Origin of the sequence: Treponema putidum (assembly GCF_000755145.1) — a bacterium.
GTDB lineage: Bacteria > Spirochaetota > Spirochaetia > Treponematales > Treponemataceae > Treponema_B > Treponema_B putidum.
In genome coordinates, this window is record NZ_CP009228.1 from 1,549,750 (window position 1) to 1,576,703 (window position 26,954).

Consider the following 26,954-nt stretch of genomic DNA (forward strand, 5'->3'; position numbering starts at 1 on the left):
TGGGTAATAAGTGTATAAGCCGCTTATTACCCATTTTAAATTTTTATCCTTTCTTTAAAATTACTTCCTTATATTGTATATGACAAATGTCATATTTAAACTCGCAAAAATATGACAATTTTCAGTTTTAAAATTTCAAAAAAAAGATATAATTATATACAAAAGATTAGATTATAGATAGGAGGTGTGATAAACAGTTCGGCAGAAATTCAGCCTCACTGTTTATCTGCCGAGTTTTGTGCAAAGCACAAAACATCGCATTATTGTATGCAGTTTTGCAAAGCAAAACTGCGTGAAAAAACTTTTTTTCGGAAGCTTAGGCTTCTTGCAAAAAGTTTTTATGGAGGAATTTATGATTTTAACGGTAAAAAATCTTGTAAAACGGTACAATGAAAAAACGGCACTTGATCACTTTAATATGGAAGTTAAAGAAGGAGAGATTCTCGGCCTTTTGGGCCCTAACGGATGCGGAAAAACTACAGCTATAAACTGTATGCTTTCCCTTTTAAAACACGGCAAGGGTGAAATCATCATTTTCGGCGAAGAAATGAAGCCTAACGCCCTGCATATAAAAAAAAGAATAGGCCTTGTTCCTCAAGAGGTTTCGGTTTTCTATGATTTTACCGTAAAACAAAACATAGATTATTTTTGCGGCCTCTATGTAAACAATACTCAAGAGAGAAAAAAGCTGGTAGATGAAGCAATCGATTTTGTAGGCTTAAACAATTATGCTTCATTCCGTGCAAAAAAACTTTCAGGAGGTCTTCTCCGCCGGCTCAATATTGCATGCGGCATAGCTCATAAACCTGAACTGATTTTTTTGGATGAGCCCACAGTTGCCGTCGATGCCCAAAGCCGAAACTTCATTCTTTCAGGAATAAAGGAACTGGCAAAAAGAGGAAGCACCGTCGTGTATACTACCCATTATCTTGAAGAAGTTGAAGAGCTTTGCGATAGAATCATTATCATGGATGAGGGAAGAGATATAGCAAACGGCACCTTAGAAGAATTGCACAAGCTGATCCGCACAAGCGAAAAAATGGTTGTTGAATTTGTTGAAACTAAGGATAACCTGCAAGAAGAACTAAAAAAAATTCCTCATGTTTTGGAAGTTACCAAAAACGGAAACGAGTTTTTAATCAGTTTTGAAAATTCGATTAACAACTTAAACGAACTTATTTTATTTATCAATAATAATAGTTTGGCTTATACCAAATTATATTCGGAGTTACCCAGCTTAAACGATATTTTCTTGGAGCTTACGGGAAAGGAGTTAAGAGACTGATGAAATTCTTTTTACGCGAAATAAAATATTATAGTATCGGCATGTTTTATTCTTTAGACGGAATGTTTTGGACGCTTTTATATCCCATTCTTATGGCTGGGCTGTTCTTTACAATATTTTCGGCCGTAGGTAATTCCGATACCGGTAAAATAGAAATCGGAATTGAAAAAGACAATCCTGTTTATTATCCGCTTAAATTTACAGGGATGTTTGATACAAAAATAATAGATGAGACATCGGCAAATGAGATGCTCCGTACAAAAAAAATAAAAGCCTTTGTTGAAGCCGATCAATCTTTGAGGTTGAGCGAAGACGGATTATCTCAGACAATAACAAAAACCGTGCTGGATCAAATAAAACAAATCGAAGCCCTTAATATTCCAATGAAGTCTTTTGAATACGGTAAAAATTATGTCGAAAGTAAAAACGAAAAAATGAGTTTGAGCATTATATTGTTCTATTCTCTTTTGGCAATGGTTTCGATTTATACAATGTTCGGTTCGATAGATATAGCTGTAAAAATACAGGGTAATATTTCAAAAATCGGAGCAAGAATTTGTACAACTCCTATTAAACGCTTTTATTCTTATCTTGCAGGAATTATATTTTACTTTATCTTTAACCTTACAGCCAATCTCATATATATTTCCTTTGTGCTCTTTGTTTTAAAGATACCATTTATTACCGATTTTAAAATTACTCTTTTGCTTTTGATCTATGCGAATTTTTTTTGGAGCAGCCCTCGGCTTATTTATAGGCTCAACGCCTATTGGAGATATCCGGTCAAAAACTATGATATGTATTTTTACAAGTCTTTTTTTAGCCTTTTTATCCGGTATGATGGGGCCTGAGGTAAAAATGTCCATTGAAAAAACAATACCGATTTTAGGAACAATAAATCCTATAGCTCTTTTTACTACCAATCTTTATAACATAAATATTTTGGGAGAATATAATGCAGTACCGGTATTTTTTATTGTCTACACAATAGGTATCGCAATTCTTTTATCTCTTTCATTTATTAACTCAAGGAAGGTGCAATATGATAGTTTATAAAAACTTTTTAAGATTAATTTATACAAAAATAATCACTACTATTATTTATGTTGTTATTTTTTTGTTTATCAGTTTTATGACGCTAAGGTCTCAAAACTCTAAGGTAAGCGAATTTGAAGAAACACCCTTAACCGTAAATATAATCGACAGGGACGGCTCCGAACTATCAAAACATTTAATCTCTTATTTGAAGTCAAAACATGATGTTATTATTATAGACGAAAAAGATAAGATCGATGAAGAAATTTTACGCAAGCTAAAAAAGGATATTTCTCTGCAAAGAATACATGCTGGGATTATTATAAATAAGAATATGGAAGAAAATGTAATGAGCGGTAAAAAGGCCCTTATAACTTTTAAAGATGACAGAAAAAAGTCGGGCTTTTATATGGATTTACAGCTTAATACGTATTTAACCTTTGCTGCAAACGTAAAAAACGCTCAAGGATATTTCGATTTTCAGAGAATAGAAAAAGCTCTTCAAGTAAATACAAAGGTTAATAAGATTAGTTTTCAAAAAAATACTTCGGTAAATATTTGGTTTAAAATATTTTTTAACTATTTAGGCTGGATAGTTTTTTCCGTTGTTCTTAATTCTGTAGGCTGGGCTATGTTCGAGTTAAATAACGAACGCTTAAAAATGCGGAATAATGTTTCTCCGGTATCGACTTTACGCTTTGTTTGTGAAAACTTTTTGGCTCAATTAACGATAGTAGTTCTTATTCTTTCAATATTGATAGGTTTTGCTATTATTACAAATATAACGAGATTGGAAAATATCCCTCTTTTATTCTATACGTTTAATGCCTTAATGTACACGGCTGTTATTTTAAGTCTGACTTTTATGCTTAATTCTTTTTTAAAAAAAGGCTCTGTTATGGGTATACTCGGTACGGTGCTTCCTCTTTCGATGGCCTTTATTTCGGGTATCTTTGTTGAACAAGAACTCCTGCCGGATTTTATTGTAAATATCTCCCGCCTTTTCCCGACCTATTATTATATAAGGGCAAACGAATTTACCCAAGTTAATTTATCGATTGATTGGAAAAATATCGGAATGCTCTTTTTATTCCTATTTCTTTATTTTACTGTGGGTACCTACTTTTCAAAATTAGGAAGGTCTCAAAGCAAGATAGAATTTAGTCAGCAATAAAAAAAGCCGGTAAGAGTTTTGGGTATATCTAAAAAAAGATTCCCTTTTGTCTTACCGGCTTCTTGCTTAAATCATTCCTTCAACCATCAGCTTTTCAAACCATAAAAAAGATCCGACTGTAATCGTTAAGGTTCCGTTAACGGAAGGAGTTCCCTTTTTAACATAAACGGTAATTCCGTTGTTTTCAAATTTATCGAAACTATCGATATTATTGGGCACACCGACATACACGGTCGGTTCTAATCTAGTACCCCCTCAAGATGAGCACATCTGAAGTGCACAATAAACCGAGTCTGCATTTTTTTCTTTTATTTTATCTCTCGCAGAATCTTCAATTACAATATTCATTTTTGGCCTCCAATAAGTTATAAAATAAAAATAAAAACTTTTTGAGTGAAAGTCAAGAAATCAATTAGGACTTTCATATTTTTTTAATCTCTCTTTTCTGTAGTCATCGAGGGTTTTTCCTGTATTTGGAATTGTACCTGCCTAAGCCGAACAATCACAGTCATCTACAAAGAGCAAAAACCAATTATTTTCAATATCAAAAAAGTAAAATGTCTTTTTGATAAAGCCGCCGTCTAAGATAACTATTTTTAAGATTGCCTTATAGTTTTTTGGTAAGTCTATTTTTAAGTTCTGTATTTCATCGCTTTCAAAACTTGCAGGATCAACGGCTGTAGGGATTTCTTTGACAATAGCACAATATACGCCGTCTTTATCTTTAGATTCTTCACAAAAACCGCCGTCAGGCATTCGATTATAAAATGGGATGGATCCTCCGAATTTATTGGCTGAGGGTATGGTAGAAAAATCGGTGCTTTCATCAAAGCCGAAACCGTCCTCTGCCGAAAAAAGAAGAGGAGCGGACCCGGGATTATAGAAACGTCTTATGCCGTAATCAGGGTGAACAAAATCGGCTAATTTTGGGCTTGAATTTTTTAAAAGGAGATTAAAGTTATTTTCCCAATACACATTTGATAAAAAAGAAAAAGCAAAGGAAATAAGATTTCCCTCATCATAAGATTTTTCATCCTGAGAGTTTGTATCTTCAATTTCTTCTTGAGAAAGCGAGGCGGAGGTCAGCTCAAAAGAATCTATTACATGAGTTAAAATATCCCTATATGTATCATAATCTTTTTTATTATATTCAAATCTTATTGTATAAAATTTTTCGTTTATAGCGAATGTCTGACAAAAAAACATTTTGTCCTTTGAATAGCCTTTTAAAACAAAACCGTCACGTCCCATATTTTTATCGCTTACCGTAAATCTTTCAGCTTCTTTTTTTTCATAAAGGTCAGCGGTTTTAAAAATAAACTCGGGGCTTAATTCTTTTAAGGCAGAAACGGAAACCGATAAACTTACCTCTCCGTCATTGCTTGTAAAGACTTGTTCCTCCGAAGAACTTTTGACCGGTTTTAAAATTTCTGAAGGGTAGTCGATTTCATAACCTTCTTGTGTATTTGTGTAGGTTAAATACTTTCCTGTAAATTCCGGATCTTGTTTTGAACAGGATATAAAAATTAAGCCAAAAACAGCAAAAAAAACTTTTCTTAGATTCAAGATATTTCTCCCATAAAAAGTCAACAAACAAAATCGGCCTTTGTAAAAAAAATTAAAGGGAACCTCTAAAAACTTCTGTTCTTAGAGGTTCAGCTTCATTTTATTTTTTGTACTTTTGCTCGACAAGGCGTTTTACCATATTTTCATCCGCGATAAACGGAATGGTGATGTGTCCTTTGCCGGAATAGTTCTTGTTGTATTCGATGCTGGTCGTAATCGAATTTTGATTGCGTGCCCAGTTACGGCGGGCTACGCCTCCCATTACGTCCCACATAATGGCCGATTTGATAATCTCGTCAACCCGTTCGCTTCCGTCAAGCACGAGTCCGAAGCCTCCGTTAATGGATTTTCCGATACCTACACCGCCGCCGTTGTGGAGGGCTACAAGGCTCATTCCTCTGGCAGCGTTTCCGGCATAGCATTGTACGGCCATGTCTGCCATTACGTTACTTCCGTCCTTGATATTGGAAGTTTCGCGGAAAGGTGAATCGGTGCCGCTTACGTCGTGGTGGTCTCGTCCCATCATAACGGGGCCGATTTCGCCCTTGCGAACCATTTCGTTAAACTTTAAGGCAATGTCGCGTCTTCCTTCAGCATCTTGATAAAGAATTCTGGCCTGAGTTCCTACAACGAGCTTATTCTTTTTGGCATCGCGTACCCAGTAGTAGTTGTCCCTGTCCTGTCCGCGGCGGTCGGGATTGATGCAGCTCATTGCGGCGGCATCCGTCTTGTCCAAGTCTTCAGGTTTTCCGGACAAGCATACCCAGCGGAAGGGGCCGTAACCGTAGTCAAAGAGTTCGGGGCCCATAAGATCTTCTACATAAGAGGGGAAGATAAAGCCGTCTTTTTCATCGATTCCGTTTTTGGAAACATCCTTTGCGCCCGCATCAAATACAGCTTTGAGGAAGGAGTTTCCGTAGTCGAAAAAGTATGTTCCTCTCGAAGAAAGAATTTTGATAAGCTCAAAGTGGTGCTTTAATGTAGAATCTACTCTCTTGCAGAATTCTTCACGGTTTTCATAGAGGAGCTTAGTTCTTTCTTCAAAGGTCATCTTTTCGGGACAATAGCCGCCCTCGTATGGTGCATGGCAGGAGGTTTGATCCGAAAGGAGGTCGATGTGAACGTTTTTGTCTACACAATATTGAAGAAGGTCTACAATGTTGCCGTGATAAGCGATTGAGATAGGCTCCTTCTTTTTTAGGTACTCGTCTACCTTTTTAAAGATTTCATCCAAATTATCGGACATTTCGTGAACCCAGCCTTGTTCAAGACGGGTATTGATTCTCGATTTATCGACTTCGGCAAAAACACCGACAGCATTTGCAATTTCGCAGGCCTTGGGTTGGGCTCCCGACATTCCGCCCAAGCCGGAAGAAATAAAGAGCTTTCCCTTTAAGTCGCCGTCGCTTGCGACTCCCAGTTCCTTGCGGCCTGCTGTGAGGATTGTATTAAATGTTCCGTGAACTATACCCTGCGGGCCGATATACATCCAGCCGCCGGCCGTCATCTGGCCGTAGTTGGCAACACCCATTTCTTCCGCGACTTCCCAGTCCTTGTAATTGTCAAACATACCTATCATAAGGCCGTTTGTAATTATAACTCGCGGAGCTTCAGGCTTTGAAGGGAAGAGGCCTAAGGGGTGCCCCGATTCCATAACAAGGGTTTGATCTTCGGTTAATTCTTCCAAGTATTTTTTGATGAGGCGGTACTGGAGCCAGTCATGACAAACCGAGCCCGTTTCACCGTAGGTTACAAGCTCATAGGGGTAGAGGGCGACATCGAAGTCAAGGTTGTTGTCTATCATAACCTGCATAGCCTTTGCTGCGAGGCACTTACCCTTGTACTCATCTATGGGTTTTCCGTAAATATTTCCGTGGGGCCTGTAGCGGTAAGCATAAATTCGGCCGTAGGTAAAAAGTTCGTCCAAAAACTCCGGAGCCAGCTTTTCATGAAGTTCTTCCGGCACATAGCGGAGAGCGTTTTTTAAGGCTGTTTCCGTTTGAGCCTTTGTCAAGTTAAAGCCCCTGCTCGGTGCTCTTCTTATTCCTTTTTCAAAAACAGGGTCGGGAGGAAGCGTTGCATCAAGTTTGATTGTCATCGCAGATGCGATTTCTTTGTTTGTAACCATAATCGTGATCTCCTTTAATATTAAAAATTACATAATTTCTTTATATAGAACCTAAGTATAACACGAAGGCGGAAAATATTCAAGGTTTAGTTTTATAACTAATGTCTACAAACCAGAGAAGGTACCCCCTAGCCGCAGCATAAAAGCTATGGCAAAATGGAATCGTCACAAACCAAAAAAAGCGGGACATGAGGGAAATTAAAGCTAAGTATAAGTTCTGTCAAAAACTATAGGTTGGTATTAAATATTTAGACGATATACCGGAAAGTGACCGGAAGGATCATTTTGATCATAGGCAGGGATAACCGTCTTTATCGACGACTGAGTAAGGTATCTCAGTGTCGGCAATACACACAGTCGAAACCTAATAGCCGAATATCTCACTTACTTTTATCGTAGATTGAATTATTATTCTTATCAATTCGTAATTGCCTGTTTGTTCAACCCACTATTATTTTCCCCTTGTCCGCATCTTTGTTCCTATGATTAATTTTTCATTCGCCACATCCATCTCTGCTTTTGTTATAGGGACATTTTAATGGTACCTACAAGGGGAAAATATAATTATATTAAACAGAATGCAGAAAAATCAATTCATTGCTTCTTTACGTCTTTGTTCCGTTTTTACAAAAACCATCTCTTTGTCTTGCAGCGGGACATTGCGTCCGCTTTTTTTCCAAAGATCATTAGCAACTGGTTTCCATTCCTCTGCAAAAGATTTACATTTAGCACAAAGAGCAAAAGCATCTTCTTCCGCTTCACAATCGGTACTATGAGCTCCTGATGCTTTTACCATTTTTGCCAAAGCTTGATTATTTTCCATGAGCGGGCATGGCCTTAAATGGTTATCACTAAAAGGTTGATTTTCATGATATGCCATAAATAAGGGAGACTTTAACACATCCAATATCTTTTTTTCACGTACATTTGAATCGCTATAGTGAATAAATGCGCAAGGTTCAGCATCTCCATTTGCGTTTATATGGAAATAATGTTTACCGCCTGCAATACATCCACTAATGTATTCTCCATCATTTTGAAAGTCTATTAAGAATATAGGTTTTTCGGATCTCCATCTTCGGATTGTATTATACATTTTAACTCTTTGTTCGGGTGTTACCAATAAATCTGTTGGAGCACTTTTACCGACAGGCATGTATGTAAAATACCAACCAAAAAAAGCACCTTTTTCTATCATTTTATCGACATATTCTTCTGAAGTAACGGAGTCGATATTATTGTGATGATAACAAGTAGAAAAACCAAATGGAAGTTTTCTTTCCCGTAAAATATCCATTCCTCGCATAACTCTTGCATAAGTTCCTTTTCCTCGTCGTGCATCCGTAGCTTCTTCGCTTCCTTCAACACTTATTGCAGGGAAAAAGTTTTTAACTTCAAGCATTTGATCGGCAAACTTTTCATCAATTAACGTTCCGTTGGTAAATGCCAAAAAGTCACAGTCATTATGCTTTTTGCAAAGCTTGATAATATCATCTTTTCTTACTAGGGGTTCACCTCCCGAAAAAAGATAAAAATAAATTCCGAGGTCTTTTCCTTGTTTGATGATATCATCAAGTAGTTCAAACTCCATATTAAGTTTGTTTCCATACTCGGCAGCCCAACAACCGATACAATGTAAATTACATGCCGATGTGGGGTCCATTAAAATTGCCCAAGGAACATTGCACCCATATTTCTCCGAAATGCTATGTCTTTTTTCATTCCCCCGAATAGAAGAATTGACGATAAAATTACGAATAAACTTAGCTCTCACTCCATCATCTACCTCCTTATAACTCTTGCAGATTAACTTGTGCCAATTATTATCAGGTTCCTTCATAATATTCCGCAACATATCATAGGTTTTCTGATAGTAATGCTTCCTATCAAAGCGTTCAAGCCAAGCAAGTGCTTGCGGCACTTTAATCTCAGGATCTCCCTGTACAAACTTAACAGCAAATTTACCGGCAAGTCTTGCCCCCATCATAGTAGAAAAACTCATATTAGTACCTCCATACTGTATATAGTATAAGTGTACTACTTTTATCTTTATAAGTCAAATATAGATTACAGTTATGCCCTGTCTACTATAAATTGTAAGAGGTATTTAAGCCGATTATTGTTGACAAATTATTAAAAAAATATCATCATGTATTTAGTAGTTTGGTTTGCGATTCTTAATGAGGGGGATACCTTCTATCTTCAAATCCCAATTTCTATAGGTATAATCCAAGGTCCTATAGCGGCTATCATCGTAAACAACATAGTTACCGACATAAAATGTTGCGACATACCAAAATGATTTTCCCGCAGCTAAAAGATCAACGACTTCTTTGGGAAAATACACATAAAAAAAATCATCAATAGGTTCCAATAATGCGGAAGTCAATAGAACCACAAAAAAATAAAGTTGGGCGTACTTCCGATACGGGCGGCATAACCAAAAAATATTTTTTAATCTTTTACCGAAATGCTTCATTTTATTTATATACTCCCTCCATTGAGAATCACACATAAAGAACATAGGATGTCAAATCAACAGATGTTTTTAGCTCTTTATAAATCAAACTGAAGAAGCTGGCAGTTTTTGATTTCTAGTCTTTCCAATTCTTCTTGTGAATAAGATTTAAAATATGTGCAGATCATAGTACTTATCATTCCGTGACAAACAAAAAGCACATTTTCATTTTTATGTTTTGTTTTGACCTCTTCAATTATACCGTAGGCACGATGTGCAGTCTGTACCAAGGATTCTCCTTGCGAAAATCTAAAAAAAGGATTGTCGGTTATTTTTAAAAATTCAGGCTTTCTCCAATCCTCTCCTTCAAAGGTTCCGAAATTTATTTCTTTTAATCGGTCATCTATTTTCGCTTTTATACCCAAGGCTTTTTCGATATAAGCTGCCGTTGCTACGGCTCTTTTAAGCGGGGACACATAGATAAGGCTGATCTTATTTTTATCCTGTTCGGCAGCAAGGCGTTCGGCGAGTTCTTTTGCTTGGGCTTTTCCTTTTTCTGTAAGAGAAGCTTCGGAAACACCGCAAGCCATCATCTTAGAATTCCAGTCGGTTTCACCGTGACGTACAACAAAAAGTTTCATGCAAAAATTATATGTTTTTTAAGCTTAAAGGGCAAGGGCTAATGTGTAGTTGAGAGCATCTTCAATTACACATTTACTTATCCATTTTGCAGAGAGTGTATCTGCACTGACTTTACGCCGATGTTTTTTAATCGGGATTTTAATTTTGGCTGTTTCCCTTTACCGATGCCAAAACTTCTTCTGCTTGTTTTAAAGAAATCTTTGCCGTTTCTGAAAGGGCTTGAGCTGTTGTGTTTTTTAGGCCTTCCATATTGCCGAAGGCCTTTAATAAAGAGAAAGCTCTTTTTTTGCCGATGTGGGGAAGGCCTTCAAATTCCGTTTTAAGTTTATTTGCTCTGCGCAGCTTATTGTTCCTTGTGTTTGAAAAACGGTGTGCCTCGTCACGGATTCTTTGGAGAAGGCGGAGGGCATCGCTTCTTCTGGGTAAGATCACAGGTTCCGAATTGTGCGGAAAATAAACTTCTTCATTTTTTTCGGCAAGGCCGATAACCGGAATGCCGAGATCGAGGGCGTTTACAATTTTGCTTGCCGCATTTACCTGCCCAATGCCTCCGTCTATAAGAATTAGGTCCGGAAGGTCGGCTCCCTCGTTGACAAGGCGGGTATAGCGGCGGGCTATTACCTCCCTCATTGAAGCATAGTCATCGATTATGCCGTCAGTATTTTTTAACCTGAATATCCTGTAATTCTTTTTGTCGGGGTTTCCTTCTTTAAAGGAAATCAGAGCAGCGACCGTAAAGGTGCCGCCTAGGTGAGCAATGTCGAAGCCCTCGATACGCTGCGGAAGGCAGGGCAGGTTAAGCCTTTTTTGCAAGTCTTCAACGGCGGCGAAATCTCCCTGTTCTCTTAGACGGCGCAGAGCATCTTCTTTTGCGTTAAAGCGAGCCATCTTTAAGGCTGCCTTGTGGTGCTTAATTTCAGCCGGAGAAAGATTTAGTCTTTTTTCTTGGACAGCCAAAGGTGCCGGCTCTTTAACAGTGTAGTCAATTTTTTTGGAAGCCGCTTCTTCAATTTCTTCAGAGGTTGCTGTTCCGAATGCGGTTTCTATTTTGGAGCTTGCAGTTTCTTCTGCTGTAATATTTTCTTTTTCTAAAGGAATGATGCTTATCCTTGTCTTAGCGTGAAGCTCCTCATTGAGCCATTTTTCGATGAGGGCATTTCCATCGGCAGCTTGCGGAATAAATATTTTAGGCGGAACTTCGTTTGCCGAAGTGTAATAAGCCGATATAAATTCGGATAGAATTTCTCCTTCTTCTTTTAAGCTATGCGAACGATAAAGGTCGCGGCCGACAAGCCGTCCGTTTCTCATTTTTAGAACGGCTATGCTGACCATGGTTCCTTCAAAGGCCCATGCAATGTAGTCGCGGCTTTCTGGGTCCATGTCTTGAACTATGTTTTGTCCGCGGAGAGCATAGACTGCCTGTATTCCGTCACGGAGGCGGGCGGCTTTTTCAAACTCTTTTTTTTCTGCCGCTTCTTTCATCTTTTCTTTTAGGGCGGCAGATACTTCTCCCATTTCGCCTTCTAAGAGCATGGTAATTTCTTCTATATCTTTGCCGTATTCTTCTGCACTTATCTTGCCGCAGCAGGGAGCCTTGCATCTTCCGATATGAAAATAAAGGCAAGGAGTTTCTCTTTTTTTTAATCTCTTGCATTGGCGCAGGGTATAATTATGTTTTATGAGAGCTAAAAACATATCGACGGCTGAAACATTCGGAAAGGGGCCGAAATATTTTGAGCCGTCATTTTTAATGTTCCTTGTGCGGTAAAGTTTTGGAAATTCTTCATTGGTTAATTTTAAAACAGGATAGGTTTTTCCGTCTTTTAGATTTATATTGTATCTCGGTTTATGTTTTTTGATTAGAGTATTTTCCAAGAGAAGTGCTTCATATTCATTTTCTGTTTGAATGTACTCGATTGAATCGGCACGGGAAACAAGGATGCGGGTTTTAATATCCCTGTTCGATGTAAAATAAGAACTGAGGCGGTTCTTTAAAGATTTAGCCTTCCCGACATAGATGACCGTTCCTGCCTTATCTTTCCAAAGGTAAACCCCGCTCGTTTTCGGGGCCGAGAGAGCAACCGCATGCAGTTTTTCGCGAACATTGTTTTTTTCCATAAATGAAGATTGTTCCATTTTTAAAATAATTTATATTTTTTCAATAATCCAATCTTTGATTGTTTTTGAGATTTGATCAAAACTTACGCCTATCGCAATGATTTTCTTACTTCCCGTATGGTAAGGTTCAGTATATGCTTTTTCTTTTATTTGATTTAATGCTGTTTCCGCCGTACCTGAGCCGTCAACTTTAAATTCAAATACATATACATTGTCTTTTGTAGTTACAACGCAGTCAGCCCTGCCTGTGGAGCAATGAACCTCCGTTTCAACAAATTGTCCCATCAACTTAAATACAAGATAGACCGCAGTTTGGTAGTTTTGTTCGCGCAAGTTAGTTTTTTCTCCGATTAAATTAGTCCCCAGATTATCATACGGAATACCCGATATAATAGTTTTTAATCTTTGCATAAAAGATTCGGTATTACCTTCTTCAATATCTTTTGAAAATTCCTTAATCGAATATGCTGTCGTTGTTGAATCTAAATTTGAATATGAGGGCAGGAGGCTGTTTAAGAATGCATAACGGACTTCATCATTCGGAAAGCCCAATGTATAAAGTTTATATTTTGTATTATAGCTTTTAATTGTTAAATATCCTGCCTGAAACAGAATAGGAATCGTAGACTCTGAATCAGCTCTATAATCCGTTAAACCTGCCTCATCGAGCTCAACCTTTCCATCCAAATCTTGAATATTATATTGAGTTTTTTTTAGGTAATTTATCAAAAAAGTTGGAGTACCTGTTGCAAACCAGTAGTTCTTAAATTCACAAGAGTCAAAGGTATTTAGAATACTAAAAGGATTGTATACCGTTTGTCCGTTGCTGCTAAAAAGATAACCGTCATAGCTGCTTTTTAGTTCTTTTAGTGTTTCTGCTGTGTTCATATTATTGGCTTTTGCAAGTTTTTCAATTTCTACTTTAAAAGACGCTTCCATTTCATTTTGTGTAATTCCGCAAATTTCTGCATAATCGTTAAGCATACTTATATCTTTTAGATTATTCAGATCACTGAAAATACTTACCTTGCTGAATTTTGTAACGCCTGTTAAAAAAGCAAATCTTATATATTGGTCACAAGTTTTTATCACTGAATAAAAGGCTTTAAGAATGTTGCGGTATTCTTCATTTAAGTTTTTGTTTATCTCCATAGTTTGTAAAAGAGGTTTGTCATATTCATCTACAAGAATAACTACTTGTTTACCTGTCTTTTTGTGAAGAGATAAAATTATCTGCATAAATCTAAGCTCAACATCGCCTGATGTTTTTTTGATATTATAGGTTTCTTCTATCAGGTCGAGGTGTAAATCTATAATACTTATAAGCGAGCCGGTTTTTATGTAATTTTTTGTGTTAAAATCAAAATAAAGAACAGGGTATTCCGTCCAGCTTTTTTCACCGGTTTTTATGCTCCTTTCTTCTTCCGCTTTTTCGATATACAATCCTTTGAAAAGCTCTTTTTGTCCTAAAAAATAAACCTTGAGCATGGAAAGAAAGAGGCTCTTTCCAAAACGGCGGGGACGGCTTAAAAAGTAAACTCTATTTGAATGTACTAGACGAAATATAAATTGAGTTTTATCGACATAAATAAATTTATCGTTCCGCATAACTTCAAAACTTTGAACACCTATGGGAAGTTTTCTTGACAAATCAATCATAAGCTCCGCCCTCTTTACTTACAGACACTTGTTTAAAGACTCAATAATGTATTCATCATATTTTTCTTCAATGCTTGCAGGATGAATATAAAAAGAATCTTCTTCTATAAAACCTATTATCGGAATCGGCATTTCGCGCAAAAGTTTTTTTAGTTTTTCGCAAGGTGTTTTTGTATTTAGTTTTACGGCCCAAGAGCTGAAGCCCGTGTCGGGGGTGCTGCCTCCTCCTAGGGAAAAGTTTTTTTGTACCAATTGGCCGGTTCCGTTTTTTATACCGTCAATTATTTTTTCGGCACGCTTCTTTATTTTCTTTTGATCTAAAAGGAGTGCCCTTTGAGCTGCAGATTCTCCTCCGTTTAAGTAGAGGATGAGGCATTCCTGCATAAGGCTTGCTACTGCCCGTCCTACTCGGTAGGTCCGCATGAGCTGATTTTTAGCTACGGTTTGGACGAGATCTTTTTTGCCGACAATCCAACCCGCCTGAGGCCCTCCTAAAATCTTATCTCCCGAAAAGCAAACCAAATCCGCTCCCTCTTTTATGATTGAAGAAACCGTAGGTTCTTCCGGAACATTTAAGGCTAAATTTCCCGAGCCCTGATCCACTGCGAGAATTATGTTTTGCGGAAGGATAGCCTTGATTTCTGAAATTGAAGGCTGCTCCGTAAAGCCCCGTATCTTATAGTTTGAGGTATGAACCCAAAGCACCATGGCCGTGTTTTCGTTTATTGCTTTTTGAATGTCCTTAAGGCTTGTGATATTTGTTGTGCCGACTTCGACGAGCTTACAGCCTGCCATCTGTAAAATTTCGGGGATACGGAAGCCTCCGCCTATTTGAACCTGCTGGCCGCGGGAAACTATAACTTCCTTTCCGCCTGCGAGTGCCTTTAACATTAAAAATACTGCCGCTGCATTGTTGTTCAATATGAGGGCATCCTCGGCTCCGGTCAAAAAGCTCATACAGTCATTTAAAAACTCGAACCTCTTTCCGCGGTTACCGTCCCGCAAATCCATTTCGATAGAAGAATAGCCCGAAGCGGTTTCCTTTGCCCTGTCCCAAATATTTTCAGGCAGGGGCGAGCGGCCTAGGTTTGTATGGAGAATTATTCCGGTTGCATTTATTACGGGGGTTATTTTTGTGCGGACTATTGGCCTGCATAGTTTGTTTATCTCTTCGGCGCAAGTCTTAAGTGAAGGAACATCTTCGCCTGCCATTGCCTTTTTTCGGATGTTTTCCAAATATTCTGCTGCCTTTTTTACAACAAAGGGCCTTCCGATAAGAGCTGCCGTGTTTTTTAATACATCTTCATTTAAAAGTTTTTCGACTTGCGGAATCTTTGCAAGCGGGTTTGAATTTTCTTTTGCCATGATTGAAGTATAGAATAGAAAGGTGGTCTTGTCAAGGAATCGGATAGTACTTGATTATTTGCAATATGATCGATATAATTATATTATTAGATGAACAGAAAATCAATTCCGTTTTTATTTTTGTGGGGGATATGAATATGAAAAAAGATTTGGGTTTGGTACAGGCAGTTTATCCTATGCCGGTGTTGATGGTAGCTGCTTATGACGACAATGAGAAGGTTAATGTTATGAATGTTGCATGGGGCCAGATATGCCACCATGACAAAGTTATCCTTTTTATCGATGAAGGGAAAAAAACATGGCTGAATATAAAGGCCAGCAAAGCTTTTACAGTTGCCATTGCCGATAGGCCCCATATGGTTGAGGCAGATTTTTTCGGTATCGCCTCAGGCAATAAGATCAATGACAAGTTTGAACGTACCGGCTATCACGCTGTAAAAAGCGATAAGGTACATGCTCCGATCATTGAGGAGTTCCCTGTAGTTATGGAATGCGAGTTGTTGGAGTTTCTTAATACAGAGCATGTTTCCGGCATTGTCGGAAAAATTGTCAATGTGAAGGCTGAGGAATCCGTCCTAAGTGAAAACGGTAAGGTCGATCCAACTAAGCTGAATGCCCTGATTTTTGAACAGTTTCAGAACGGCTACTATGTAATCGGTGAGAAGGTCGGTAAAGCATGGAGTGTCGGTGCTCCGCTTATGAAAAAAGGTAAAAATGCTTAAATATACTTTTTTTTATTTATCTTTTCATTTCGTTAAATGTTCTTTTTGCTCAAGAAAATATTTATGACGGAATTTTGGAATACCGCTGCAAAAACGATACCGATATTGTTTTGATAGAAAACGAGGCGGCTATAGCCTTAAATAATTATAAATCCGTAAGGCTGAATTCTCTCTTTTCCTTTGATTTTAGTTCTACCTTTAATTTTAATCTTAGTTCCGAGAAGGATAAATCGGAATTTTCCGTACAGCCTTCGGTTTCGGCAGGCTTGCCTCTTTATAATAATTTGGGACTTAAATTGTCAGCTCCTTATTCTTATAAGATGGGAAAAGGTTCTCAAGATTTTTCGTTGGGGCTTTCGGGCGATATTTACAGCCAAGCCCGCAAAAGGAAGAAGCAAGAAATTGCGGCCTCATTGGAGGCTCTTAAAGAGGCCGAAAAGAAAGTAAAGAGAGGTAAGGCTCTTGCCGAAAAAAAACTTTTAACCGATATTCAAAAAATATTAAGTGAATATTCTTCTCTTCTTGCAAAGCGTCTTTCAGGCATTCAGGCCGATATTAACTACAAGCAGGTCCTTGCAGAAGGCTATTCCGAAACATCTTCAAAGTTAAGAACGGCAAGGCTTAATTTGATAAGCTCTGAAAGGGACGAAAAAGAGACCGAATTTTCTTTTGAGGTCTCTGCCCGTCTTTTTTTTGAATCCTGCGGCCTTGATATTGCAAAAAAAGACGAAGATGAATTTTTTATAAAACTTGCCCAAAGTATCCCGAAGCAAAAGTTGATTTCTATGGAAAACCTAAATGCCGAAAACTATAAGCCCCTTTTAAAAGCGGAAAGTGATTATAAAAATCTTCTTGAAAAGAATAAAATGGATTTAAGCCCCTTTTCGGCTTCTGCAAGTTTGGGATATTCTTATACGGGTCCATACATGAATAAACTTGAGAATATAAGTTCGGGGCTGCAGCTGATGTTCCCCGGGGTAAGGCTTGATACCGGGCTTAGCTTAAGCTTAGCCTCAGGTTCCGTTCCGTCGATGCAAGTATCTTTTTCGATAAATCCGCTTGCAATTTATGATTATTATCTTAATAAAAAGAATGTTGCCTTAAAAGAAGCGGGCGAAAAGATAAAGCTGGGAAACACAAGGAATAATTTTGCTATAGAGTTTAATACCTTTAAGCTTAAATGGGAAAGGCTTGAGTGGCAGCAAATCCGCTATGCCGAAGAGCTGGATATTTATAAAGAAAATGCCGAAGAACATGCCGGATGGTTTCAAAGAGGCCTTATAAATGCTTTGGAAAATAGGCAGGCTTCTTTGCAATATATTACCGCCCTTTTAGGTTTAGTCGATTCACATATAGCCGTACATATTTTCAATGCCGAGTTAAAAGAAGCTTTTGACATAGAGGAAAAAATAGATGAATGATACAAAACAAAAAAATAAGAAAAAGATTATTTTAATAATAGTTGCTGCAATACTTATACTTTTGATCGTTTGGATTCTCTTTTTACCCAAGAAAGGTACTGAAGAGATTTCTCAAACGGTTACCGTAAATAAGGAAATAATACGGGATGTTATTCAAGTTTCAGGCTATATTCAGCCTGCTCAGCAGCAAAATCTCCAATCACCGGGTGAAGGGCTTATAAAAAAGGTTGCGGTTAAGGAAGGCGATATAGTAAAAAAAGGAGACCTTATCTTTGCTCTTGACAATACCTATCAAGCCTTTCAAGTTGCAAAGCAGGAATTTGCTATTGAAAAAGAAAAATTGCAAGGCTATTCTAAAAATCTTGAACTTATGGAACTGGAACTTGAATCTTTAAAGAGGGCATTACGGGATAGAAGCGTTTATGCAAAGTTTGACGGTATAGTTGTTTCGTTTGACCTTACCGAAGGTACCTATGTTATGCCTAAGGATAATTTCGGCGTAATTATAGACCGCTCCTTTTTTAAATCCACAGTTGACGTTTCCGAAGGAGATGTACCGCGGTTAAAGGTAGGGCAGAAGGTTTTACTTAGCTTTCAAGCTCTCGGCGATGAAAAAGTGGAAGGCCGTGTTACCTATCATTCTTCAATTGCGAAGTCCGGCTCCCAAAGGGGGGCTACTGTGATAGAAACAAAGATAGTTGTCGATAAGCTTCCCGAAAATGTTTTACCCGGTTATTCTTTTAGCGGAAACATTATTGCCGGTGAAGATGAAGAAGTTTTGCTTTTGGATCAAACGGCTCTTTCCTACGATAAGGGCGAACCATATGTTGAAAGAGTTCTTGAAAACGGCAAGATTGAAAGGGTTAATGTCGAAGTTGAAGCCTATACTCCGGGCACCGTAAAAGTTTTATCCGGCTTAAAGGAAGGCGATACTTTGAGGGTAAGACCTCCTAATTGGTAAGAGAAAAATGTTTGAAGATTTTATAAACGCCATTCATAATTTTAGAACGAACAAGATGCGCACCCTTCTTTCTTTATTGGGTATAGTGATAGGTGTTACATCCGTTATAATTGTTACAAGCCTTGCAAGTTCTCTTTCAAACAGCATGGTAAAAGAATTTGAAGAATTCAGTATGGATATAATCAACATAGGCACTCAGGCGGATAATCCGGATTTCATAGGTGAAGGTATAAAATTTGATGAAGCTTTCCGTAAAAAATTGATGCAAAGAATACCGGAGATAAAGCATGTTTTTTATTCTACCCGTTTTCCGGCTTCGGCTATAAGGAACGGTTTAAGGATTGACTCAATCGATATTGAAGGAATCGAGGCTGAAAGGCTGGAGTCTCACAGGGTAGTCATGGATTACGGCAGTTTTTTTTCTTCTTCCGATTATTCCATGGGAGCGGAAAAGGTTATTATAGGGGAGAGGATAGCTTTTCAGCTTTTCCCTGAGGGGAGAGCCGTAGGTAAATTTATTACTTTGCAGATTCGGTCAGGCAGCGAAAATACTCCTCCCCATATTGTGCGTCTTCAAGTTATAGGAGTTGTAAAGCCTAAAAACACATGGGTTCTCCATACCTCGGATGCCGTCTTTGTTCCAAGAAAATTTGCCCTATGCAAACTTCCGGGAAAAATAGCTGAAACCGTTTGGTCAGCCGAAGTTGCTATTTCGGACCCTAAGGACTCCTCCAATGTTGAAGTAAAGATTCAAGATTTTTCTGAAGAACTGTCGGGCGGTAATCGGTTTGCAATCTGGGTGTACTCTGCCCGCCAGCAGTTTGAACAAATGACTAAGATTACCGGAATGGTAAGCCTTGTGCTTTCGGCCATAGCGGGAATATCCTTGCTTGTCGGGGGAATAGGCATTATGAATATAATGCTTGTTACCGTTACCGAACGCCGAAGGGAGATAGGCATAAGAAAGGCTTTAGGTGCTACGGGCAGAGCCATAAGAATGCAGTTTTTAATAGAGTCGGCTTCTCTCACCCTTGCAGGAGGGCTCATAGGTATAGTTTTAGGGCTTTTAATCAGTAAGCTGATTGTAAACGTCTTTTTCCCTCCTGAAATAATCTTTTTGCCTAATTTTTCGGGCTCTTTAATAGCCTTTTCGGTCAGCGTATGTACGGGAATATTTTTCGGCCTTCATCCTGCCGTCAAAGCTGCAAGGCTTGATCCTGTGCAAGCCCTTGCAGAATAAATGAGGTGTTCGCTATGGATATTGAAGCTTTAGAATTGCGTGCCATGAGTATTCAGGCCGCAAGAGAATTTTTTATTAAAAAGAATTATTTGGAGTTGGATACACCGGCTCTTTCAGAAGAGTTAATCCCCGAAACCTGTCTGGAAGTTTTTAAAACGGAATACATAAGGCCGTCCTTGTCAAAAGATACCCATCAGGGAAAAGCTCTTTTTTTGGTTCCATCGCCCGAAGTTTATATTAAGCCGATAATAGCCCAAACTTCCCGCTCGGTTTTTCAAATTTCAAAATGCTACCGCAATGCAGAATCGATAGGCATCATCCACAGCCCCGAATTTACCATGCTTGAATATTACACGGTAAACGCAAATTATAAGGATTCCATAAAGATAAGCGAAGAATTTTTAAGCCATGTTTCCGATAGGGTAAAAGAAAATCCTCTTGTTGACGGGGAGGTCTTAAAAATCTTGTCAAAGGGATTTGAGTGCCTGACTATGGACGAGGCCTTTAGAAAATATGCAGGAGTGCCTTTAAGTACGGAGCATTCACCGGAAGAACTCGCTTACTACGCCGAAAACTTAGGGCTCGGAGAGGCTGAAAACTATTCGGATTGGAAAGAGGACGATTTATACGAGCTTATTTTAGTCCATGCCGTCGAGCCAAATCTTCCTAAAAACAAACTCATAGCCATTTTGGATTATCCCGCCTTTGTTCCCTGCCTTGCCGCAGAAAATTCCAAAACGGTTTTAAATAAAAAAAATGAAGAACTTGAATGGAAGACAGTCGAGCGTTGGGAAGTCTATTTAAACGGGGTTGAGCTTGCCAACTGCTATACCGAAGAAAGGGATGAAAGCAAAATAAACTCTTATTTTAAAAACGAAAACGAATTAAAGCAAAAGAATGCTCTTGTCCCTCATCCGGCTATAAAGAACTTCGGGAAAATTTGCTCTAAAATGCCTCCATGTTCAGGGGTTGCCATGGGCTTTGACCGCCTTATCATGCTCTTGGCCGGAAAAAAAACTCTCGGGCCGGTAATTGGATTTGCAGCCGGTTCAATGAGCAATTTATAATTACAGATTACCAATTAAAAAAATACTCCCTTACAAAATTGCGGTAAGTGTGCTATAATACAATAAGTGAGGAAACAGTTATGAGTACTTCAAACAGAAAGTTGATAAAAAATGTACATACAGAGTACATTTTTTATCTTAGAGTTTTGCCTTAGCAAAACTCTTGAAGTTGAAACCTCCGCCATCCGTGGCGAAGCATAAAAGTAGAGGGTGTAGAAAAATGAGTAAACAGAAGCGCAATTATAAAGATTCGGTGTTTGTAGACCTTTTCAGCGAAGACGAAAAAGCAAAAGAAAAATTTTTGTCGCTGTATAATGCCTTGCATGGAACTAATTTGCCGCTTTCATGCCCTATAGAAAACATACGACTTGAAAACGTCATGTACATGAACATAATCAACGATGTTTCCTGCCTTGTAGACGGTAAAATAATTGTGCTCGCAGAACACCAATCTACGATAAACGAAAACATGCCTTTGCGTTTTTTGGAATACACCGCGCGTCTCTATGAAAAGTTGCAAGCACCGACAGACAGGTATTTAAGAAAATTGTCAAAAATACCTACACCTGAGTTTTATGTCTTTTACAACGGCACAGAAGACTATCCTGAAACTACGGTTCTAAAACTTTCGGATGCATTTATCAACAAAGTCCGAGCACGCTCCGCTGGAACTGACAGAGCAAGTCCTCAATATCAACACGGACAAAGCAAACAAAGTTTTAGCAGCCTGCAAGCCGCTTGAAGAATACAGTCTCTTTGTAGAAGGGGTAAGAAAACAAACCCAACTGGACTCAGAAAATGGTTTTACCAATGCGGTAAAGATATGCATAGAAAAAGGAATATTAAGAGAATACTTACAGCGAAAATCACGGGAGGTAATCAATATGCTAGTAGCAGAATACGACTACGATACGGACATTGCGGTACAGAGAGCTGAAGAAAGACAAATAGCTTTTGCCGAAGGAATTGAAAGAGGAATTGAGCAGGGGATTGCAGATGGTTCGTACCAAACAAAACTTGAAACGGCAAAATTGATGAAACATGCGAATTGTGAACTTGATTTTATTATGCAGATGACCGGTCTCACTAAAGAAGAAGTGGAAGCGATTAATTAATTGGTAATGGATAATGGGGAATTACACATAAGTTTCTTTCTTAGTTTCATAAAAAAAATTCCTTTGCGCTTCTAGCAGCCATTGCGGTTAAAAATCATAAAAATCCTTACCCAAACTTGTTAAATTTATTGACAAGAACCTTTTTTGCGGTTAGAATATTAGTGCTGGAAGAAATGAAATTTTGCAGGAGGATGGTATGGCTTCAAAAATAGGAATTAAACTTGCAGACGGGAAATTTTTCCCAATCTTGGATGAAGATGCTTTGTCTGAACAATCTTTGGAATTGACTACAGTCAGGGATGATCAAGAAAGCGTTCAAATAAATTTATTTAAGCAATTTGAAGAAGAACCTCCCGAATACATAGGCTCCCTTATTGTAGAAGATGTTTCAACAGGAGCTGCAGGTGATCCAACTATAAATTTGAAAATAAAGCTTGATGAAGAAAAAAATCTTTCTGCAGAAGCTATCGATGAGGGTTCAGGTTCGCATCAGTCTCTAAAAGTTTCCTTAAAAAATCTTGATGAAGCAAGTCTTGACGGGCTGGATTTTGATTTTGCCTCGTTTGACGATTCTTTAGCTTCCGATTCAGGCATTATAGATAACGATGATTTTATGGTACCGGGTGAATCTTCTTCAATGGATGAACCTGATGAGGAAGAATCTCAGACCCATTCTCAGCTTTATGCTCACAATGAAGAAAAATCGGAAAAGAAAAAGATGCCCCTTTGGCTTATAATTGTAATAATAATTCTTTGTATAACGGCCTTGGTCTTTGCCATTCTCCTTTTAACAAAAAAAATGCCTTTTGCCGATAAGGATAAGATAGCTTCCGCCTCTGAAAAAGTTGAACAGGTGCAAGAGCCTAAAAAAGATGTAAATGCTACCACCTCTATTGTTCCGCAAGAAAATGCCGAAGAAAAAGCCGCTGCCGAAGCTAAACGTAAAGCGGAAGAAGAAAGACAAAGAGCCGAAGCTCAAAAGAAGGCTGAAGAAGAAGCTAAGCAGAAGGCCGAAGAAGAGGCTAAAAAGAAAGCTGAAGAAGAAGCTAAACAAAAAGCGGAGGCCAAAAAAAAGGCTGAAGCTCAAAAAAAGACAACCGTAAATTCCGGCGGTACGGTACGGTACAAGGTTAAATGGGGTGATACTCTTTGGGATTTATCCGAAACCTATTATAAAACTCCTTGGCTCTATAAAAAAATAGCGGATTACAACAAAATAAAAAATCCGAACTTGATTATAGCAGGGACTTATATAGATATTCCGCCTAAATAATTTTTAAGAGGATAGTCTTATAACTTCTAAATTTAACCGCATTGCTTTAATCTTATTCTTTTTATTCCTTTGTCTTTGCAGCGTTTCCTGTGCGGGCTCTTACGATAAAGAGGAAGAAGCCCGCTTGATTGGTGACCTTTATTCAGAGAATTTTTATCGTTTTTTAAGGCCCCAACCTTTGGAATTAAAGAAGCTGTATAATACCGATCCTTCATCCTTGTACTACATAGGTCTTGCCGTTAAAAAGGCGAGTGTAGGGGCTTCGGATAAAAAAATATATGATGAATCGGCTAGGGCTTATTTTGAGTACGCAGTAAAAAATGTCCCCATGCCCTATAAAAAACTGGCCGATGATGAGCTTTATTCTCTTTTATCCACTGAAGAAAAACTTAAAATACTTGAAAAAAAACTTGCTTTACCCGAAGCTATCCAATTAGACAATAAATTAGAAAATCAAACAATAAGGGAAGAAATTCAAAGACTTCTATTCTTATCGGGAAATTTTAAAAAAATGGACATGTCCTTGCCTGAGTATCTTAGCACACAGAAATTTGATGCAGAGATTATTGAGGGCTTAAAAAATCTCGAAAAAAATAAAGATGAGTTAAAAAGCTGCGGAGATGATTTTTTTAATGTCTGTCAGGCCAGAAAACTTGTCTTTGATTCTGCCTTTAAAGATGCTTGGGAAATTTTTAAGCCCTTAATTCAAGAAGAAAGTAATCCTAATCTTGAACATAGAATGGTCTTATCGGATTTGGGAAAGGCTGCCTTATCCGGTTCGGAAGATTATGCCTCCGATGTTCTGCTTTTTGAAAATCGGCTTGATTTTTACGAAAAAAAATCTGCAAAACCTTCAGATTATATCCTACAAAAATACATGTATGCATTTTATGCAGCCCGAATGCGCTTAAAAATGGGAGGCAAAGATAATGTGGAAAAAGCTCTTTTACTTTTTAAAAAAGCTAAAACTTATCCGCCTCAACCTTACGATTATGATATTGCCCTATGGTACATTCTCGATATAGAAAAAAATAGGTCATTTAAGGTGTTTTTGGAAGAACTCTGTGCATCGGCCCCTTCATGGAAAAATAGTTCCGTTTATGAAGAGCTTGCAGCTCATGCCTGTATGAAACTGGTCATTTTACAGGATTGGAAAAGCCTTGAAAAACTTCAAAAAGCCGTTCAAAAAATCAATCTATTGACGGCACAAGCCCGCCTTACCTATATACTTGCCGGCTCAAAAAGTATACCCGAAGAGGCAAAAAAACTTTACCTTGAAGTCTATGAAAAAAATCATAATTCCTTTTATTATAGGGCTATGGCTGCTTATAGGCTTGGCGTCCCCATGGCCTTGTCTGCCTGCAAACAAAATTATAAAAGAAAATCGAATACGGAATTTTCGGATGAAGATTCTATTAAAATTTTAGAAGGTTTTATAAAATATAAACTTTATTCTCAAATTTATCAAAAGATTACTCTTTTATACCCTCAAATCAGTGCAAAAGAAGCCGCTTTTTTTGCGCAAGTTTTATCTGAAAACGGCTATTATGCCGATTCGATGAGGGTTATGACTTTTGCGGTCAACTCTGAAGGTTCTCAATTTAATGAAGAGCATTTAAAATTAATGTATCCGCGTCCTTGGCTGGAATCGGTTAAACGCTATGCGGCAGAATACAACCTACCGGAGTATCTTTTATATGCCCTGCTCAGGAGTGAAAGTTATTTTAAGCCGGAAGTTGTTTCCCATGCAGGGGCTATAGGTCTTGCCCAGCTCATGAAGCCCACTGCCGCCGACATTGCCCGCCGCCTGCAGCTGGAAACTTATGACCTAAACAATCCCGATACAAATATCCGCTTTGGGGCTTTCTATCTTTCGGATATGATACGCCGCAATGGCGGAAAAATTATGCATGCTCTTTTTTCTTATAATGCCGGTCCTAATGCGGTAAAGCGTTGGGTAAGGCAAGCCGGCGGCTTACCGATGGATTTATTTTTAGAGAGCCTCGCTTATGCGGAAACAAGAGGCTACGGTAGAAATATCCTATCTGCAGCCATTATGTACGGCTGCCTATATTACGGCAAAGATTACGGCGAAATTATAAAAGAATTTTTCCCCGATATTAGATAAACTTTTTTCTGCCCTTATTTTTCAAAGGCTGCTTCAAAGCGTGCACAAAGATTTTTAAGTTGCTCTTCGGATTTTATTTTAAATCTTTTTAGCAGGACTTCAGGAATTTGATAGTATTCTATTTTTCCCTGAGAAAAGTTAAGCATAAAATCTGCAAGACAAACGCTTTCGACTAAGTCCTTATGTTCTTCGGGGGCATTTTCGAAGTTATCCTGATACCTTATTGTTACTATTATAGGTTCGGGGAAGTTCCACTTTTCTGCAAGAGTTGCTCCTATTTCGGCCTGTGCCATTCCGCTCATAATCATATCCATAACTTGAGGAGGTATGTTTCTCTCAGCTTGGATTTCTGCCAACTTTACTACCAATTCAGGATACATTGAACCGAGTATAATCTTTCCAAGGTCATGGAGAAGACCGCAAATATAGGCATCGTCAACTACAGTCCTTTTTCCCGTAAGTTTTGCAACATTTAAGGAGAAAAAAGCCAGTCTGTAGGCATTTTCCCAAATTTGCTTTTGTTCGTTTTCCGTCGTTTCCAGTATTTTAATGGTTCCCATTGAGTACAGCAAATTCTGTATTCCGCGCAAACCTACAAATTTAACGGCTTCTACAATGTTCATACATGGTTTTGCAAGGCCGAATGCTACGGAGTTTACATGTTTTAGAAGGTCTGTTGCTAAACCGATATCGCTGCTTATAAGTTGTGCAATCTTCTGCATTTTCGATTCGGGATCGTTAATAGCCCTCTGTATTTGCATGATATTTTCAGGGAATTGCGGTATTTCGTTGATATATTCTACAATGGCCTTTGTGAGAGGCTCCGCTTCTTTTTTTAACTTCAATTTAAGGGGGATTGTAACACGGTTTACAGTTATGCCGTCTAAGACATCTATTTGATAAGCCTTTTCATCCAGTCCCATTTTTTTAAGCATTAGAACCATTATTACAAGGCCTAAACCGGCTACTTCTGTGCTGTCTAAAACCTGTGTGAACGCTTCGTCTAATGAAGAGAATTGTCTTGCTCTGACTATTTTGTCAAAAATTCTTTTAAATTCTTGACGGGTTAGAGCCGAATTATTGCTGACCTCAAGGACTATATTATCTTTTTTTAGCTGTAGAGATAATTTTACATAGAGTCCTGCTTTTTTTTGAAGATCCAGATAATGGTCCATGTTTGAGATTGTATCTTCTTTAAAGTCCTTCATTCCCTGATCATAATCTTCTGAATCAGAGATGTCTAAGCCTCTTTCTTTAAAATAGACCCTCTTTGTATTTGCTTTTTTTGCATTTGTTGTAAGCTCGTTTGTGTAGTATACGATATAGTCCGTAATATCGGAACAATGAAGCTGTTTTAAAAATTCGGAAATAACGTCATTAATATAAATTTCCGTTTCTTTAGGCAGGGTATACGAAGTTATAGCTATAGGTACACCTAAGCGAATGGCCGTTTCAATTTTTTCTGAATCAACAATTATTTTTTTATCTTTTTCCATAGAATAATCCTACCACATAAATAAAAAAAATAAATACCTTTTCTACTATTTATGATAAATTTTTCTCATTTTAACTATCGGCTTTAAGGTCTTAAATCTTA

20 protein-coding genes and 2 pseudogenes are annotated in these 26,954 nt (G+C 38.1%); 12 read left to right on the top strand and 10 right to left on the bottom strand.

Annotated elements, in window-relative coordinates; all coding sequences use genetic code 11:
- The first annotated feature begins 186 nt into the window (after positions 1 to 186).
- From JO40_RS13970 to JO40_RS07020, 4 genes and pseudogenes are all read left to right on the top strand, one after another.
- On the top strand, positions 187 to 393 hold the full coding sequence (locus JO40_RS13970) for a hypothetical protein (RefSeq protein ID WP_044978718.1): 207 nt from the start codon (positions 187 to 189) through the stop codon (positions 391 to 393).
- Complete coding sequence (locus tag JO40_RS07010; RefSeq protein WP_044978719.1) at positions 353 to 1,285, top strand: ABC transporter ATP-binding protein; 933 nt, start codon at positions 353 to 355, stop codon at positions 1,283 to 1,285. The genes JO40_RS13970 and JO40_RS07010 overlap by 41 nt, the downstream gene beginning before the upstream one ends.
- Positions 1,285 to 2,341 (top strand): annotated as a pseudogene (locus tag JO40_RS07015) (ABC transporter permease). The gene JO40_RS07010 and the pseudogene JO40_RS07015 overlap by 1 nt, the downstream one beginning before the upstream one ends.
- Positions 2,328 to 3,494: an ABC transporter permease gene (locus tag JO40_RS07020; RefSeq protein ID WP_044978720.1), complete on the top strand. Its 1,167-nt coding sequence runs from the start codon at positions 2,328 to 2,330 to the stop codon at positions 3,492 to 3,494. Before JO40_RS07015 ends, JO40_RS07020 begins: the two are co-directional and overlap by 14 nt.
- A gap of 66 nt (positions 3,495 to 3,560) precedes the next feature.
- Here the strand turns inward: JO40_RS07020 and JO40_RS15050 are convergent, their stop codons facing one another.
- The 9 genes from JO40_RS15050 to selA all read right to left on the bottom strand — a co-directional run bounded on the left by JO40_RS15050 (position 3,561) and on the right by selA (position 15,430).
- On the bottom strand, positions 3,561 to 3,842 hold the full coding sequence (locus JO40_RS15050) for a CC/Se motif family (seleno)protein (RefSeq protein ID WP_264175370.1): 282 nt from the start codon (positions 3,840 to 3,842) through the stop codon (positions 3,561 to 3,563).
- A gap of 141 nt (positions 3,843 to 3,983) precedes the next feature.
- Entirely contained in the window at positions 3,984 to 5,063 is a 1,080-nt protein-coding gene (locus JO40_RS07025; protein ID WP_044979743.1) for a hypothetical protein, read from the bottom strand.
- A 97-nt stretch (positions 5,064 to 5,160) separates the two neighbouring features.
- Positions 5,161 to 7,188, bottom strand: a complete 2,028-nt coding sequence (locus tag JO40_RS07030; RefSeq protein ID WP_044978721.1) for a urocanate hydratase — start codon at positions 7,186 to 7,188, stop codon at positions 5,161 to 5,163.
- 589 nt (positions 7,189 to 7,777) lie between these two features.
- Positions 7,778 to 9,190: a radical SAM/SPASM domain-containing protein gene (locus JO40_RS07035; protein WP_044978722.1), complete on the bottom strand. Its 1,413-nt coding sequence runs from the start codon at positions 9,188 to 9,190 to the stop codon at positions 7,778 to 7,780.
- A gap of 153 nt (positions 9,191 to 9,343) precedes the next feature.
- Complete coding sequence (locus tag JO40_RS07040; protein WP_245608781.1) at positions 9,344 to 9,667, bottom strand: hypothetical protein; 324 nt, start codon at positions 9,665 to 9,667, stop codon at positions 9,344 to 9,346.
- Positions 9,668 to 9,744: 77 nt separating this feature from the next.
- The gene (locus JO40_RS07045) at positions 9,745 to 10,287 is read right to left on the bottom strand and encodes a histidine phosphatase family protein (protein WP_044978724.1); all 543 of its coding nucleotides are present in this window, start codon (positions 10,285 to 10,287) and stop codon (positions 9,745 to 9,747) included.
- Between the two features lie 139 nt (positions 10,288 to 10,426).
- Positions 10,427 to 12,406 carry an excinuclease ABC subunit UvrC gene (uvrC, locus tag JO40_RS07050; protein WP_044979744.1) on the bottom strand — a complete coding sequence of 660 codons (1,980 nt, stop codon included), beginning with the start codon at positions 12,404 to 12,406 and terminating at the stop codon, positions 10,427 to 10,429.
- Positions 12,407 to 12,436: 30 nt separating this feature from the next.
- Positions 12,437 to 14,065, bottom strand: coding sequence for an ATP-binding protein (locus JO40_RS07055; RefSeq protein WP_044978725.1), 1,629 nt, complete (start codon positions 14,063 to 14,065; stop codon positions 12,437 to 12,439).
- Positions 14,066 to 14,083: 18 nt separating this feature from the next.
- A complete protein-coding gene (gene selA / locus JO40_RS07060; RefSeq protein WP_044978726.1) occupies positions 14,084 to 15,430 on the bottom strand; it encodes an L-seryl-tRNA(Sec) selenium transferase in 1,347 nt (448 codons plus the stop codon).
- 137 nt (positions 15,431 to 15,567) lie between these two features.
- Between selA and JO40_RS07065 the strand changes: the two genes are divergently transcribed.
- The 8 genes and pseudogenes from JO40_RS07065 to JO40_RS07100 all read left to right on the top strand — a co-directional run bounded on the left by JO40_RS07065 (position 15,568) and on the right by JO40_RS07100 (position 25,357).
- Entirely contained in the window at positions 15,568 to 16,152 is a 585-nt protein-coding gene (locus JO40_RS07065; RefSeq protein ID WP_044979745.1) for a flavin reductase family protein, read from the top strand.
- Positions 16,153 to 16,154: 2 nt separating this feature from the next.
- Entirely contained in the window at positions 16,155 to 17,573 is a 1,419-nt protein-coding gene (locus JO40_RS07070) for a hypothetical protein (protein WP_044978727.1), read from the top strand.
- Positions 17,566 to 18,534, top strand: a complete 969-nt coding sequence (locus JO40_RS07075) for an efflux RND transporter periplasmic adaptor subunit (protein ID WP_044978728.1) — start codon at positions 17,566 to 17,568, stop codon at positions 18,532 to 18,534. Before JO40_RS07070 ends, JO40_RS07075 begins: the two co-directional genes overlap by 8 nt.
- Positions 18,535 to 18,541: 7 nt before the next feature.
- Complete coding sequence (locus JO40_RS07080) at positions 18,542 to 19,774, top strand: ABC transporter permease (RefSeq protein WP_044978729.1); 1,233 nt, start codon at positions 18,542 to 18,544, stop codon at positions 19,772 to 19,774.
- Positions 19,775 to 19,788: 14 nt separating this feature from the next.
- Positions 19,789 to 20,841, top strand: a complete 1,053-nt coding sequence (locus JO40_RS07085; protein WP_044978730.1) for an EF-P lysine aminoacylase GenX — start codon at positions 19,789 to 19,791, stop codon at positions 20,839 to 20,841.
- Positions 20,842 to 21,061: 220 nt separating this feature from the next.
- A pseudogene (locus JO40_RS07090) lies at positions 21,062 to 21,956 on the top strand (Rpn family recombination-promoting nuclease/putative transposase).
- A 196-nt stretch (positions 21,957 to 22,152) separates the two neighbouring features.
- Positions 22,153 to 23,229 carry a LysM peptidoglycan-binding domain-containing protein gene (locus tag JO40_RS07095; protein ID WP_044978731.1) on the top strand — a complete coding sequence of 359 codons (1,077 nt, stop codon included), beginning with the start codon at positions 22,153 to 22,155 and terminating at the stop codon, positions 23,227 to 23,229.
- A 49-nt stretch (positions 23,230 to 23,278) separates the two neighbouring features.
- Positions 23,279 to 25,357, top strand: coding sequence for a flagellar assembly lytic transglycosylase (locus JO40_RS07100; RefSeq protein ID WP_044978732.1), 2,079 nt, complete (start codon positions 23,279 to 23,281; stop codon positions 25,355 to 25,357).
- A 14-nt stretch (positions 25,358 to 25,371) separates the two neighbouring features.
- Here the strand turns inward: JO40_RS07100 and JO40_RS07105 are convergent, their stop codons facing one another.
- Positions 25,372 to 26,853 carry an HDOD domain-containing protein gene (locus JO40_RS07105; protein ID WP_044978733.1) on the bottom strand — a complete coding sequence of 494 codons (1,482 nt, stop codon included), beginning with the start codon at positions 26,851 to 26,853 and terminating at the stop codon, positions 25,372 to 25,374.
- Positions 26,854 to 26,954 lie beyond the last annotated feature (101 nt).